Origin of the sequence: Hoylesella timonensis S9-PR14 (assembly GCF_000762405.1) — a bacterium.
GTDB classification, from domain to species: domain Bacteria; phylum Bacteroidota; class Bacteroidia; order Bacteroidales; family Bacteroidaceae; genus Prevotella; species Prevotella timonensis_A.
Genome location: NZ_JRPQ01000068.1, coordinates 16,579 through 31,659, shown reverse-complemented (window position 1 = coordinate 31,659; position 15,081 = coordinate 16,579). Strand labels below are relative to the sequence as shown.

The 15,081-nt window shown below is 43.6% G+C and carries 8 protein-coding genes; 5 read left to right on the top strand and 3 right to left on the bottom strand.

The genetic code is table 11. The annotated features are described in order from the left end of the window. Positions 1–20 precede the first annotated feature (20 nt). Together HMPREF9304_RS03875 and HMPREF9304_RS03870 are read right to left on the bottom strand one after the other, a co-directional pair. Positions 21–4,448, bottom strand: a complete 4,428-nt coding sequence (locus tag HMPREF9304_RS03875; protein ID WP_036926623.1) for an Ig-like domain-containing protein — start codon at positions 4,446–4,448, stop codon at positions 21–23. Positions 4,449–4,474: 26 nt separating this feature from the next. Further along, a complete protein-coding gene (locus tag HMPREF9304_RS03870; protein ID WP_156104754.1) occupies positions 4,475–5,767 on the bottom strand; it encodes a hypothetical protein in 1,293 nt (430 codons plus the stop codon). A 501-nt stretch (positions 5,768–6,268) separates the two neighbouring features. On the opposite strand from HMPREF9304_RS03870, the gene HMPREF9304_RS15155 reads away from it, so the two are divergent. Further along, positions 6,269–6,394 carry a hypothetical protein gene (locus HMPREF9304_RS15155; RefSeq protein WP_257995988.1) on the top strand — a complete coding sequence of 42 codons (126 nt, stop codon included), beginning with the start codon at positions 6,269–6,271 and terminating at the stop codon, positions 6,392–6,394. A gap of 80 nt (positions 6,395–6,474) precedes the next feature. Here HMPREF9304_RS15155 and HMPREF9304_RS03865 read toward each other — a convergent pair whose 3' ends face one another. After that, the gene (locus HMPREF9304_RS03865) at positions 6,475–7,677 is read right to left on the bottom strand and encodes a sugar MFS transporter (protein WP_036926619.1); all 1,203 of its coding nucleotides are present in this window, start codon (positions 7,675–7,677) and stop codon (positions 6,475–6,477) included. A 364-nt stretch (positions 7,678–8,041) separates the two neighbouring features. Here HMPREF9304_RS03865 and HMPREF9304_RS03860 point away from each other — a divergent pair, with 364 nt between their 5' ends. The 4 genes from HMPREF9304_RS03860 to HMPREF9304_RS03845 all read left to right on the top strand — a co-directional run bounded on the left by HMPREF9304_RS03860 (position 8,042) and on the right by HMPREF9304_RS03845 (position 15,039). Then, a complete protein-coding gene (locus HMPREF9304_RS03860; RefSeq protein ID WP_036926618.1) occupies positions 8,042–10,462 on the top strand; it encodes a TonB-dependent receptor in 2,421 nt (806 codons plus the stop codon). A gap of 64 nt (positions 10,463–10,526) precedes the next feature. Continuing rightward, positions 10,527–11,972: a hypothetical protein gene (locus HMPREF9304_RS03855; RefSeq protein ID WP_036926641.1), complete on the top strand. Its 1,446-nt coding sequence runs from the start codon at positions 10,527–10,529 to the stop codon at positions 11,970–11,972. Between the two features lie 166 nt (positions 11,973–12,138). Further along, positions 12,139–13,596 carry a hypothetical protein gene (locus HMPREF9304_RS03850; RefSeq protein ID WP_036926615.1) on the top strand — a complete coding sequence of 486 codons (1,458 nt, stop codon included), beginning with the start codon at positions 12,139–12,141 and terminating at the stop codon, positions 13,594–13,596. A 57-nt stretch (positions 13,597–13,653) separates the two neighbouring features. After that, positions 13,654–15,039, top strand: coding sequence for a hypothetical protein (locus tag HMPREF9304_RS03845; RefSeq protein WP_036926613.1), 1,386 nt, complete (start codon positions 13,654–13,656; stop codon positions 15,037–15,039). Positions 15,040–15,081: the final 42 nt, after the last annotated feature.

The following is a 15,081-nucleotide window of genomic DNA, read 5'->3' as shown; positions in this document are numbered from 1 at the left end:
AATGTTACAGGCAAACAAGTCTATTTTGCAATCTTCTTTGCCGAATTGCTCTTCTGTATATACACGCCATGCACAGGTGCTTTATCCAAATGCCTGCCATGCAAATCATAAAAAACAGGTTGCCCCACACTATCTGTTTCCACCTGTTCAATGTCAGTTAAGTCATTCTCAACCTGCAAGATAGCATCCACTATCACACCTCCATTGGTCAGTATGCCATTGTACCCCGTACAAGTGCCGTCAACTGCCTTGCGTCCACCAGCATCTACACTGTTCCAGTCAATCTTGAACCGCATGCGATAGTCGCCAGTCTTCTTGGGAGCCGTGAACGATGGTGGATTAAGAATGTTACGCGCATTGCCACTAATGTTCTCTCCTAAGGAATTTACTCCCGATTCATCTTGAAACGCATTGCCCGAGTAAAAGCTAAAAGCACGTAGCTCGCTGCCTTGCTGATTGGTATTTTCCTCTAAGAAGGAGAACTGCTTGTCATGGTCTTCATCAACATACACATAGCCATGCATCCAAGTACCAGCATAATCAAATTTTACCGTCAGTGTCGCTCCAGTCTTGCAAACAAAACGCTTGGCGTCGTCGGCAGTAAGGTCTACATAAGGCATCCTACTGCCAATCGTCACCAGTTGCGCCGTGTTGTTGTCCGCTGTGAGTGAGATTGCGTTCAAATGCCTTTGTGTATTTACTGGCTGTGTCTGTTTGTCAAAGTTCACGGCATATGGTTGCTGCTCACCTATCGTCGCCTTCACTACTTCTATCTCGATTTCTGTCTCCACGCCCGAGCCGTCCAATGCCATCGCTTTTATCATTACTTTTCCTGGCTTCAGTCCTTTTACACAACCGTTGTACACAGTTGCCGTCCCTGTGTCGCTCGATGTCCACGCACAGACGGGATAAGTAGCATCGGTGGGCAACACATTGGTTCGCAGCACAAAGGTCTTGCCAACTTCTACCTGTCTATTGTCACGCTCAGCGACAAGGGCGATGGATGTCACATTTACGGCAGACACCGAAGCATCCAAGCCTTCGAAACTATACACGCTGCTGCCTGGTAATTTTACGATAAGGGAGCGGTCTATGTCAATGGATACACCCTCCTTCAGCCCATTCAAAGCAGCTTGTTCGCCAAACGATTTGCGCAATACTACACTTCCATTCACGTTGGCAGGAATGTTAAGCGCCTCACGAAGTGTAAACTGGTATGTTTGCTCGTCATTTCCACCATTGCGAAGCGTCAACACCGACTTTGTTCCATTCCATGCAGCCCAACCATAAACCGCTGTCTTGACGCCATTCCAAGGATTGTCACCAACCCAATGTATATCGGGCAAGACATCGGCATTGCGTTTCTGCCATTGTATGCACTCTGCTAAGTCGCTCCACAATTTGCCGTCAGCGATATTGTTCATCAAGGCATAGTCGTTGTACAGTTCCACCATACCCGATCCACAGGCAAAGGCGCAACGCAACTCACGTCTGCATGCCTCATAGTCCATATTCTTGCTCACCTGTCCAAAGCGGGTGAGAATGAACCCATGAGTCATCAAGGTATTGATAGGACACAGCGGTGAACTCGCCACATAGTTTTGGTACACCAGTCTGTCGCGATAAGTAATCCAGTTTTCTCGATCAATAGCGTTGTTGCCAATGGTTCCATAATCGCCCTCCTGTCGCCAAGTAGCATCCGTAAAATGATACCAAAAAGGACTGGCCCAGGTACCTACCGTAGTGTTGAAAAAGATATCGCGCTTGAGTCTTTCACGCACATAACGCTCCAAACGGATGATACCTTCAGCATTTTCATTGCCCACATCACCCTTGTCTGGACCTGTTGCAGAGAACTGTGCGGAGATGCCATCAAACTTGAAAAAGTTGAAGTTTCCGTTGTTTTGAGTGAGATTGGTAGCCGCATCCAAGAACACTTTGTAGTAGGCAGGGTTTGAAAGCACCATGCCACCCTTGCTTTTCCAATAGTTTCTGCGGTATTCTCCGCTTTGTCCATATCCGCCAACGGGTCCTAACCATGCACCAACACCTGCACCCATTGTAGCTGCTTTGGCTGCAATGTCACGCATTTCGTTAGGAAAGCCTGCATGAAACGTCCACGTTCCGTAGTTATCCCATCCATCATCAATCACAAAACTATTGGGGGCTACGCCATAACGGTCGTAGAGTTTTTCTTTCCATTGATTAAGTATGTTCAGCACCTGACTGGCTTTCATGTTGCCTGTGGGGTCCAAAGCGTTGTTGCGATCAATGTTCAGTTCGTACCATGAGATGTAAACTGGGTTAGAATGCCATGGTACTGCGCGCTCACGTTCGGAGTAAGCAAGGAACGAACGGCGTTTCTGTGTCTTATTTATGTCGTTATTGGCTTGTTGCCCATCTTGCGCAACTAATCCCACAACACTTGATATTTTCCACGTTTCTCCATTTTTCAAGGTAGTGTTTCTACTCCAAAGTCCCTGTATTGGCACCAAGTCTTGTTGCACTACGATGTTTTCCTTGGGCGAGAAAATATCTACTGTCAGTTTGCTGGTAGCCGTTATCGTCTCGGTCTTTGTCTCCGCAAAGACACGCAAGTTAAATGTCCCGTCGTAAGGAGCAATGAAAGAAAACGCATTATCTTTCTCGGTAGAACCCGTATATCCCTTGTGATAATCGCTGGCAGCAACGTCACCGTGAGCATCCAGCAAGTCGGCTCCACCTAAGTTTAGCCGATGCGAACCGCCAGTATAGCTAACCGTTACCGACACCTTTTGATTCTTCTTCAATACAAAGTCGTGCATGGTATAGGCATTAACCTGCGGATAAGCTGCACCTGTAGCTTCAATTACTCGCATGGGCAGACGAGCCTCATCTACCTGCAACCATGATGCCACCTGCAAATTCTCCTCTTTGTTGCTCACCAACTCGTACGCATGGTCGTTTCCTACCGCATTGCCCACGGTATTGTATCCAACGGGATTCTCCAATCCTGCAAACAACTGATTACTCAAAATCACAGCGCCACGGGTGTTTCCCACCACCTGTGGCACACTACCAGCGGCTTTTGTATCTACCATATATGAAAGAGGTATCACGCTGTGCATATCTACATCGCCCAGACCCGTCATCTCCATTTCGCTTCTTAGGTAGTGACTACCGTCCCTTAGTACGGCTTTCCATACCGTTTGCAGGGTGGCATCGCCAAACTGGTATTCATATTTTGCCACCAATACCTTGCCGGGATAATGTTCCGCACCACCCACCGCTTGCGGGTTGGCAGGCAAGTTTACAAGTTCAACGCTCCTTAACTTCATGGCTGAGGCAGGAACACGCATGCCATTACCAAAAGCCACCACAAAGAGTTCGGTGCCTGGTTGTAGACTCATGGCTTTGCATCCAGCAAAATACAGTTGTTCATCTACTTTCATGAACGAAGCAGCCAACACATTGTTGCTCAAGGTGTACACTCCATTTTCCTCTGTTGCAACAGCCATTCCAACATTGTTTTGTTGTGTAGGGTACACCACGGCGTTGGCATAAGTGGCAACGGCTGGATGCACGGGAGTATTGGCATAAGCTACCGTGATGCGATGCAATGCGTCGTTGATGGATATAACGGCAAACTTGCCTGTTTGACGTGGTGCGACAATATCGGATTGCTGCAATGGTTGCAGGGTGGTGTAAACATCGCCAGAGACATAGTTCTCACCCCTGATTTGTATCTTTTCCGCTCCAGTTACCTTGATAGTATAGCTATAGCGTACCATTTCCTTGATGTTCCACTTACTTCCGTTGTCTCGATTGCCACCATCTGTCCAAAGTCCTACGGCCACCTTGCCGTCCAAGGGATTGCTTGCACCAATGCCCTGAAACCAGTTCAAGTATAATGCCGCCTTGTCTCCTTGTGCCGTGACAGGTGAGAATTCATAGCCATCGTTACCAACGGGCGAAGTAACAAAATAGCAGTGTTCGTTTTTCTGCTCGCTGAGCGTGACGAACGCTGTACCTGTTCCATACGATGCGCCTACTGCATAGGTGAGCCACTTCTTGGCTCCGTAGCTGTAAATATAGTAGCTTCCAGTCTTTCCATCAACCGCATAGAAGGCAAACAGGCCGCAGTTCGCATTGGTTTGTGTAGGAGCAGTTAGTGTATTCATGCTGTAACCGTTGCCATTGGTAATGGTGTAAAGATGTTCGGGACAACCATCGGCAGGCAAGGTGGTCGACGGTTGCAACACTTCGGCGCTGCCATGCAACGCAAAGAGGTTCACCATCAAGGTAAATAATAACAATGTTTTCTGAATCATAGAAATGAAAATATTTAGGTTTAGAATGTTTGTACGATTGATACTGCCACCAGATTTCATGGCAGTGCCAGCTATCTGTACACTGTTGCTCCAAAAAGAAACGTGCCTTTCCTGCACATTAGCAGGAAAGGTACGCATCAATTATTTTGTCAAATGTGATTGGGTTACTTCACCACTTTCACAGTCTTGGCACCCTTACGGATAAATACGCCATGGGTAGGTTCACCTTTGAGGCGGCGACCAGACAAGTCGTAGTATTCTACAGGCTTGTTGTTGCTCTTCTCAACACCAGCAATGCTCATAACCTCATCTGTTACACGTAGTATGGCATCGATAATTTTTCCACGATTTGCCAATATACCATTTTCTCCGTAGCATGTGCCGTCTTTACCAATCTGACCACCTGCGTCGACACTATTCCAGTCTACTTTCAGACGAATAACATAATCGCCAGGCTCTGCAGGAGCATTGAATGCCGGTGGATTCAGTACGTTGCGGTCATTGCCCGTGAGGCTTTCGCCCTTAGAGTTCACACCTTGGTTGTCATCGCTGAAGTTACCCGAATAGAAGCTGTACGCATAAAGCTCTGTACCCGTTTGGTCGGTTTGACCATCCTTGAAGCTGAACTGCTTGTCTTTATTGGTGTCGATGTACACATAGCTATTCATCCATGCACCAGCAAATTGGAATTTAACCGTCAACTCTTCACTTCTCTTACAGGTAATCACTGTCTTAGAAGAGCCCTCCATTAAATTTACATACGGCTTAATGCTTTCTATGGCAACAGTTTGTTCAGCGGTCTTCGTTCCTGCAACAGAGAAACCAGTAACCTTACGGTCGGTGTTGACAGGATCAATTTCTTTGCCGAAGTTCACCTTGAAATCACCATCTACAGGATTGGGGTTAGGCTCGTCTGCTTCAAGGGTAAGCACCCACTTGCTACCTGGATCTACTCTGGCTGGATCCTTCCACAAACCTACTGTAACTGTACCATTCAATGGAGTTTGTTCTCCTACACCTCCATACCAGTTAAGGAACTGCTCTGCTTTGTCGCCTCCTGCCGTTGCGGGAGCAAAGTCGTATGCGCCATCGTCTGTCTTGCTTGCGAAGAAATAGCACGCATCAACCTTTTCAGCACCTAAAGTCACAAATGCCTTTCCGCCCTCATACTCGTCGGCAGCCTCGTAAGTAATCCACTTACTCTCTGTAGTGCTGTAAATGTAGTAGGCGTTGTCTTTTCCTTCCACTGCATAAAATGCAAACTTCCCGTATTTGTCATACGTGTTGGTAGGACAGGTCAGACCATTCATGTGAGTACCCTTGGCACTTTTAATGGTAAATACATGCTCAGGAGTTCCTGCAGTAGGCAACGTAGTAGATGCCACCAAATCGGCTGCAAATCCCTGTGCAGAACAAAAGGCTACAAACATAGCCAACAAAAGTAAAGTTTTTCTCATCACTTGTTTTGATTAAAAGATTAATAATAAATGTTTGGTTAATTATTTGCTTTTGCAAAAAAGTTTCACATCTCGTCTGTTTAGGTTATCTCTTGATAGCAAGAGAAACTGTACACTGTGGTGATATGGCGCTGCACCTTCCCCACGGTACACTCAACAGTTCAAAACGTCTATAATGCAAAAATAACAATAAAAAGGACATAACCACACTTTTTTGCAATCTTTTTTTTATCAACGAATGTTTTATTGCAATTTTTCTCATACGCTGACACAAAAATAGTGATTCGGATTATCAATTTGATGTTTGCCAAAAAGCCCTTCAATATCGAGCGTAATAATTATGAAAAATTAGGACAAGGGCGTCCAAAACTTGCATATTTGCAACCACCCTCTTACTTGGTCGCAAATACGCGAAAAATACAATCGTCTGATTATCAGCGACTATCGTCACTATCGTGCTTCACACGTCCTATTATATCAATGTTTCAACCTGCTTAAAGCATGACAATAGCACAACAAGTACAATGGAATTGTCCCACTATTCTCATGTTCTGGGAGCGTTATCTCAATGAGTTAGTGAAATTGAGACGAAAAAACACTCAAATAAAGGCTATCAAAGAGGAATAAAAACTCTATTTTGAAAAAATAAAAATGTCAAAATATTGTACAAATCTTCATTTTTTCTAAGGCTTTTACACCAAAATTTTTCATGGTTTTTGCTTACACACATAAGCGGCAAAAAGCAGCACAACAGCATATCCCACCAAAGGAACAACAAATGGTACTAACATATTGGTGGTGTCTGCAAGATAACCCATCAACAGGAAGCCACAACCTCCGATAGGCGTCATCATCAATAATGACGATGCACTTTTTGTTAGATTGCCTAAATGGCTCAATGAAAGCGCAAAGATAGTGGGAAACATGATTGCCTCAAACAGATAGTTAGCAATGAGGGCTATCATCGAAACTTTTCCAATATCCATTAATACCAGTGCTACACTGCACACACTCCCCACTGCACAATACAAGAGCATTTTTTGGGGAAGGATGTGACGCATGAGCCAACTTCCTAAGAATCGCCCTACCATGAAGAACGCTAAAGCTGCCGTCAAGACTATGGAAGCTTGATTATCAGACATCCACCCTTGTCCTGTCACAAAGTTGATGAAATAACTGTTGATAGAGATTTCTGCCACTTCGTATGCCAAGAGAGCCAATAACCCGAACACAAACAGGGGATGCTTGCAAAGTTTGATAAAATGATTACCTTGGGCTTGGTCTTCTGCTGTGACCTCATGCTGGATTTCGGGCAAATCAACACGCATAAAAACGACAGCGATACCCAACACCAAAATACCTAAAATGGTATAAGGAATCACTACGTTACCCCCATTAGAAGTACCATTAAAGAGGAATTGACCTACCGCCAAAGTTGCAAAAAGACTTCCCAATCCGTTGAAACTCTGTGACAAGTTAAGCCTACTGGTCGCTGTTTGCACTGGACCAAGCTCCGTGACGTAAGGATTGGCAGCCGTCTCCAAGAACACCAAACCGCAACCGATGACAAATAACGCACCCAAATAGGCATAAAACTGACCTATCTCTGCACTGGGAATGAACAGCAACGCCCCCACTCCAAACAACAATAACCCGAATACCACACCTCTCCTATAACCGAACTTATTGATAAACAAACCTGCAGGAATTGCCATCAGGAAGTAGCCTAAATACGTAGTTACCTGTATCCAAGCCGATTGCGTAATGGTAATATCAAGCGTGTTTTGGAAATGCTTGTTCAGCACATCAAGGATGGCACGTGAAAATCCCCACAGAAAAAACAGTGAGGTGATGAGTACAAAGGGTATAAGGTAACGCTTATTGGTGAGTTGAGGGTTGTTAGATTTCATCGTTTGTTTATTCATAAATATGCGGTTCTGTCACTCGATGACTGGCACTGGGCTGTCATCCACTACGTCTTATAACAAAGAGATAGTAGGGCAAAGGTAGTAAAAATGTGTACAACACCCGCATTTACGCACAATAAAAATAAATAATGTGTACACAGACCACATTCCAAACAAGAGGAACACGACTTATTCAACAAGCTCACCTGCATCAACTGCTTTCGCTAAAAGTAGTTATACCCCAAAAAGGAGCAACAAGAAAATACCCATTTTTGGGTATGGACATTATTTTTCTATATCAATAAGTTGAAATACCTTTGCACTCCAAAAGGATAATTAATATAAAATCAATCATTAAAATAGAAAAATGTCGAAAAAAGAACAACGAACGCAAAAGATTCTATCGGCTCGAGACTCCCTTTTCAAGGGATGCTTGCTAATGCTGACGATGCTGTTTCTAAGCATCGCTGCCACGAAGGCATACAATGGCACAAACGTAAGCACAGAAAAAGCCGAGGAGGGTAGCGTGACCCTTCAAGTTACAGATGCGCTAACGGGCGAGCCTATATTAGGAGCTGTTGTGAAAGATAGCAACGGTAAGACATACGTCACCAACGAGTCGGGAACCTGCATTATGAAGTTAGGCAACAGCGATAAGAAGGTGAAAATCACTGTCACATTCGTAGGCTATAAGAGTTACATTTCTTATGTATCAACTCAAACACGCACACTGAACATCAAACTAAAGGAAGACGCTCAGCTATTAAGTGGTGTAACGGTGACATCTAAAAAGAGACACACCGACATCATGCAGCAAGCCAAGACTCTGGATCAAAGCATACTTGAAAAAGGTGGTGCCACCTCGTTGGCAAAAATGTTGGAGTCCATTCCTGGTGTGAGTTCTATCAGTGCTGGTAGTACGGTGGCTAAACCAGTTATTCAAGGTATGCACAGTAGCCGTATTCTATTGATGAACAACGGTGTGAAATTAGAGAGCCAGAGTTGGGGTAACGATCATGCGCCAGAAATTGACTATACAGGTGCCAGCATGGTAGAGGTTGTAAAGGGTGCTGAATGTATCCGTTACGGTTTTGGTGCCATGGGAGGTGTGGTATTGCTCAATGATGCGCCCCTACCCTATGGACATAACAAGCCTATCGTGAAAGGAGTTACCAACATCGGCTATGACACCAATGCCCGAGGGATAAGCGGTTCGGGAAGCATTGAGGCAGGTTGGAAGAATTTCGGTTTGCGCCTGCACGGCAACTATACCCGTGGTGGTGACTACCATACGCCCGAATACATTATGAATAACACGGGTTACAACAACATCAGCATGTCTGCCATGGGTGGTTTTGAGAACAAGCGCATCACGGCAACAGTGCTTACAAGTTTGTTCTACCAACGCTCTGGTATCTATTTTGGCAGTCAAATATCCGACTTGGCACAACTACAAGAACGTTTCCGCATTGGTCGTCCAACAGAGTCGTCATTGCAACCATTCAGTTATGAAATTGGTATACCCTTCCAGCAATCACAACACTTCACGCTGAAGGGCGAGGTGAAATATCGCATCAACCCAAAGCAATCGCTGGATTTGACCTTGTCGTTCCAAGAAAACTTGCGACAGGAGTACGAGAACCGTATGAAAAAGGAGTGGAGCGTCATCCCGATGCAAGACCTTATATTGAAAACATACAAGGGCGACTTGTCATATCGTGCTTCATGGAAGCCTTACAAAATGTCTACCTTTGCAGGTGTAGCAAATACATACCAAATCAACTACAACTTCCCAGGCACCAAGAATCCTGCCTTTGTACCAAACTTTGCGGCTCTCACCATGGGTGGCTTCTTGTTGCAAAAGGCGACTTTCTTTGAAAAATTGCAATGCGAATTGGGCTTGCGTTACGACTTTAGAGTAATGAGCGTGAGCGGTTACACCACGTTGAACAAGTACGACTATTACGATGACTTCAAGGTTTACAGCAATTTCACCTCGAGCTTTGCCACTCACTATCAGTTTAACGACAACTGGGACATGCGTGCGAACATCGGTTGGTCATGGCGTCCACCAGACATCAACGAACTTTATGCCGTCGGATTACAAGAAGGTTCTTACTGGGTAGTGGGCAATAGAAACCTAAAGAGTGAACGTGGATGGAAGTCCATCTTAGGCGCAAGATATCGCAACACATGGGTATCTGTAGAACCAAGTATGTTCTACCAACACATCAATAGTTATATATACGACCATATCGGTTATGGCGCTAATCGTTTTCATAACAGTCCAAGTGGAAAATACGCCAAGTTTATGTACGATCAGGACGATGTGAGACTGTATGGTGGCGATATAGAGGCTACAGTAAATCCTGTTAAAGGACTCAGTATCGTAGCTAAAGGCGAATGGATATTTGCACGCAACATTACACGAGACGACTGGTTGCCTTTCATGCCATCAGACAAATATGGGCTGTCAGCCAACTATGAACATATCTTCGGTGCGGAGAAAAAGATAAAGGCATCGTTCTCTCTCTCTGGCAACTATGTCACAAAACAGGAACGCTTCGATCCCAACAAGGATTTAGTGGCAGTATCGCCCGACCCTTACTTCTTGCTTGGCACCACAGCAGACGTTGCTTTCAAGCTGCCCAGCAACAGGGAAATAAAGGTAATGTTAGTAGGCGACAACATTCTCAACACATTATATAAGGAATATACAGACCGATTTAGATATTATGCGCATGAACGTGGCATGAACTACTCTTTGCGCACAATCATTAAATTTTAAGAAAATGAAGTTACAATATAAGACAATAATGCGTTCAACTATTTTAGCTGTAGGATGCTGCTGCATGCTTGCCGCATGTTCTACCAATGATGTTGATGATTTCTTGAAAACAGTAGTAAAAGCTCCTCCTGCTTCTATTGAGTACAATGGCAAGGGACACTCACAGATATATGCAGTGAGCGCCGTACTTAGAATGGGGTTCAAGGGCGGTAACATAAAGGTTGGAAACTTTGGTGCAGACAACAGTATAGACAACACCTACGAACAAGACTCGTACAACATGATAAGCGTGAACACGGATAAACCGACAAACTATCCGCTCATGCAACAAATTGAGATAAGCAAGGGCGACAACGGACAAATGCAAATTACCAGTCAGCGCGACCATTTTGATGTAGTTGCGTCAGATGACGTTTATTACGGACTTGAGCTTACGTATTATGGAGCCAACCACCAACAAATAAATGGTGAGTTCATACAGTTCTATTACAAGAAAAATGGAGACCCAGACCTCGATAACTCCACGCTGGTACAGCACCAACACTTCTTTACCATTGGCAACGAAGTATTGGAACACAGTTACACTATAGACGGTAAAACCATATCCAAGAACAGTAAGCAGGGTTTTTATCCACACACACTGGATGAGAAATCCACTTATTATCCGGAGCTTACCTTTGAGATGGAGGGCGACAAGTTAAAGACCTGTGACATCACCACTACCAATGCACTGCTTGCACCTGAAAGTGGAAACAAATCAGAAATCATGCCGTATGACAGCACTCTGATAGACAAAGCGATAAATATATTCCCTACGCTGAAAAGAGATCAAGCCACATGGACTGAAAATGGCTATAAATTCTTTCAAACACTCACCATGCCACATGCAGCAGAACTTGCCAACAAGTTGTTTACATACCAATACCGAGATACCGACCCATTTGAAAAACAATTGGGATATGAATATCAAGAAGGTAGCGGTGACGGTGGCGTAGTTGACGATGGTACAAATGCACTGAGACAAAGACAAGGCGACTTCGTGGAATTGCTGCATCAATGCCGGAGAATAGGTAAGGGTCCAAACAATTTGGACAGAATGGGATTCAAGGGCGTGTTGCAGTTTAGCCAAGCCAACACCGAATTTGCGATGCAAATAAGTCTATGCAACATCGTATCACAAATGGATAAATCAAAGAATACTATTTGGCCCAAATATGGAAATGATAATCCAGATGCCGACTCAAAGACTTGTTCTGAAATTCCAACATTCGGTAATGGAGAAGGTAGAGGACTTTATAATTTTAATGAAATAAAATCAGAATGGAGTAATCACGACATTGATATTCCTTTAACATTCCGTGTCATTGCGGACATGAAAGATGGAGACGAGAAGTTCGTGGAAGATTTCAAAAAGTTCTATCCTCACATGGATAACAATGAAATCAAGAATTATTTCTTCAATCCTCAATATTTGTTGTCCAGAAATCGCAAGAATATATTCGTCATGTAGACTTCAGCTAAATGGAAGGCTTTTGCGCATCATCATTCCTCAGATGGCTGACACGTTCTCCTAACTAAAGAAAATTTACATACACGGCTAAAAGGAGTGAGAGTATTTAGCAAAGTGCCAATTATACTGGACTTTCTAATCAAGACATTTACAATAAAATAATAAAATGAAAAAATATAGTTTTTGTTTCGTTCTTATATTGATGCTATGTACATCATGTGATGATTTCATCTTTGGAAACATGAACATCAATTACAACGAAAACCCACTTGAACACAAAGAAGTACCACACAGCGGTGCAGATGCCATGGTTGACAGCTTGAAGAAAAAAGCTCCCTTTGGTGATGCCATGAGTAACCCCGACCAAGATGGCGCATTCAACAACTGGGCTCGTTGCTTAGTCATGTTCAAGGAAGGACACTCACACGGAGATGAAAAATTTCATGGCAATTATGTTTACCCAGCAGCGCCATGGAGACAAGAAGAATTTGTAATAGTAGAAAACAACTCACAAAAGTTTCCTACTGTAAAGGTGGAGTGGGAAAAGAGTATTCAAACTGTTTTTGAAAAGAAGTTAGGCAAACCTACTCCCCAGCAACCTTACATTCGTCTTATAGGTGGAGATAAAAACCTTTGGGGTATATGCTTGTACTTCTTGGATAAAGATGGAAAGTTGCTTAACGATGAGATATACAAACACTCTGATGAGTATCAAATATTCTTTACTATCAGCGATGTTGACGATAAGGGTAACCCATACAAGATTGAAGACTGTAGAGGTACATGGGAAGTTGACAAAAATGGGAAAGATGGCAAAGTAGACGATCATCCTGTCGTATCACCTTATTTCGAAGGAGTAGATAAGGATGAAACTTTAGGTCACGATATCTTCATGCGTAGACAAAATGCAACCAAGAATTTGTTTGAATATGCCTACCGTGACACATGGCATCAGAATGCCATGGCTGACGGTATGCGCGAGTTTTACAACATTAGGTTGCTGCCGCCCCTTGATGCCACCGATGCTAATTCATGCGTTTCTTATGACAAGGACTGTGTAGGACTAAAAGGACATATCAACTTTTACTATGAGGCTAACGAGCCTTCATCTAACTTTAGACCTGAAATAGATGGACGATATGGGTCTGGAGAGAAAAAAGACACATGGCCTTTCATGGTTAAAGGTTTTTCTGGTGAGTCTGTAGTGTATAGCCGTCCTTCATATATATTGCCCTACTTCTATCTTTCCGTAAGAGTTATGAAATGTCAAAAGGGAAAGAAGGCATATATTCCTAAGGCCACCATTGCCAAGAAGGAACTTGACTATGCTGGATATTGGGACTGGATGAAGAGCGAAAAAGCCTGCGCACCTTTCTATAATCCTTTCTGGCAATCGAAGAATACAACCCTCGAGGTTCCTGAATGGAAAGAACTTATACGCTTCAACATACCTATCAAGGTATATTGCAACAGGTTCGACTCAGATCCTACAAATGTTTCTCCTTCAGAACCATATTATTTTTACTTAGGTAGAGAGATTGGGTTGACAGGAAAACAAGCATACGAAGCAAGCCAAAATGTTAAGACGCATGGCTTTGGCGCATTTGGCAACTGGTTCCTCTAACTCATACAATTATTATAAACAACAAAAATTATCAGAACAAATAAACAAAACAAGAATATGAAAAAAATAAATTATACCTTGATGCTAGCGTTCATGGCTTTATCATCTCTATTCACTGCATGCCAGAGAAATGGAGACATGCCTGACAGAACAGATGCTAATTCAACAGTGGATCACCTCATTTTCAAAGAAGTTTTTTACATTGGTTACTGTACTTACAGGGATTTGTCTTCCTTGGGCTTCAAAAGCCAATATGAAAGATACGAAGATGCCAACTATCTGGTGATATACAATCCTACCAATCAACCGATATCGCTTGCTAATATGGCACTTGCTTATCATGTTGTCGACCCAAGTATACAATATTCATTCCAAAAAGACGGTAATGGAGATTTCACAAAGCGATACTATGGCATTGGAGGAATGTCGTACTTCCCCAATGACCCTGTGACAAAAAAGCCACATGTCATACAGCCTGGTGATAGTGTTATCGTAGTGAAGTATGCGTGTGATCACAAGAAGAAATTCCTTGCCGAGAATGAGACCACAGAAGAGCAGGCAAAGAAAGATTACTGTGGCTGGGAGGCTTTGCCCGACTATAGTAAACTTCCAAAGGACAAAACCTTTGAATTGTGCAACCAATATAAACCGAAAAACGGAATGTATGACCCTGACGACAAATTTGACAACAAGGATATTCCAAACATGCGTGACCTTGTTTTGTGGGATGGACTTCCATTTAAGGGACCAAGCCAGAGTATGCGCATTGCTTTGGTGAAATTGCCTGATGGCGATGCTTCCAAGCCTCATGAAAAAGACAAAAACGGATTTTATCCTGACGAATCGCCACGCTCACGCAACAATTGGTATCGACTATATGATTTGTACGGAACCGAGCAGGACCAAATTAATGACGAGACAGATCCGCTGAAGAAAAGAGAATTAGAAAAGAACAGAAAATACCCAACGGCATACTACCACATGATATATAACACAACTGGCATGGCTGGCGTCAATGCTATTGAGCTGAATTACAATTGGGTTGTCGACTTCCTTACTATTTGTCCTTCGACAGAGAAGAAAATGGACTTGCTGACAGGTCCAAGCTCTGTAACAGTATATGATGCGACAGGACACGCTGTAATGGAAGGAACAGAAGAAAAGAAAGAAAAAGTATGGTGGTACGACAGAGGAACGGCAAGTGTCTGCAAGCGGATTTTTGGAATTAACGACTTTTCTAATCCTTCATTCGATCCTTCGCAATTACAAGGTGCGCTGATCCGTCGCACCAACGGAAAGGGATTTGTAGCTGAAATGAGTTCCGCACTGAACTACACGAAAGGTGTACCATCACTGTGCAGACGTGACAGCAAGGGCAAACCGTTAGACATGACCGCATACTGGAAGATTAACTCCATCAATGCACGTACCAAGAAGAAATAAGAGTTGAGACATACAAGAATAACTAAACAACAATAACTGATA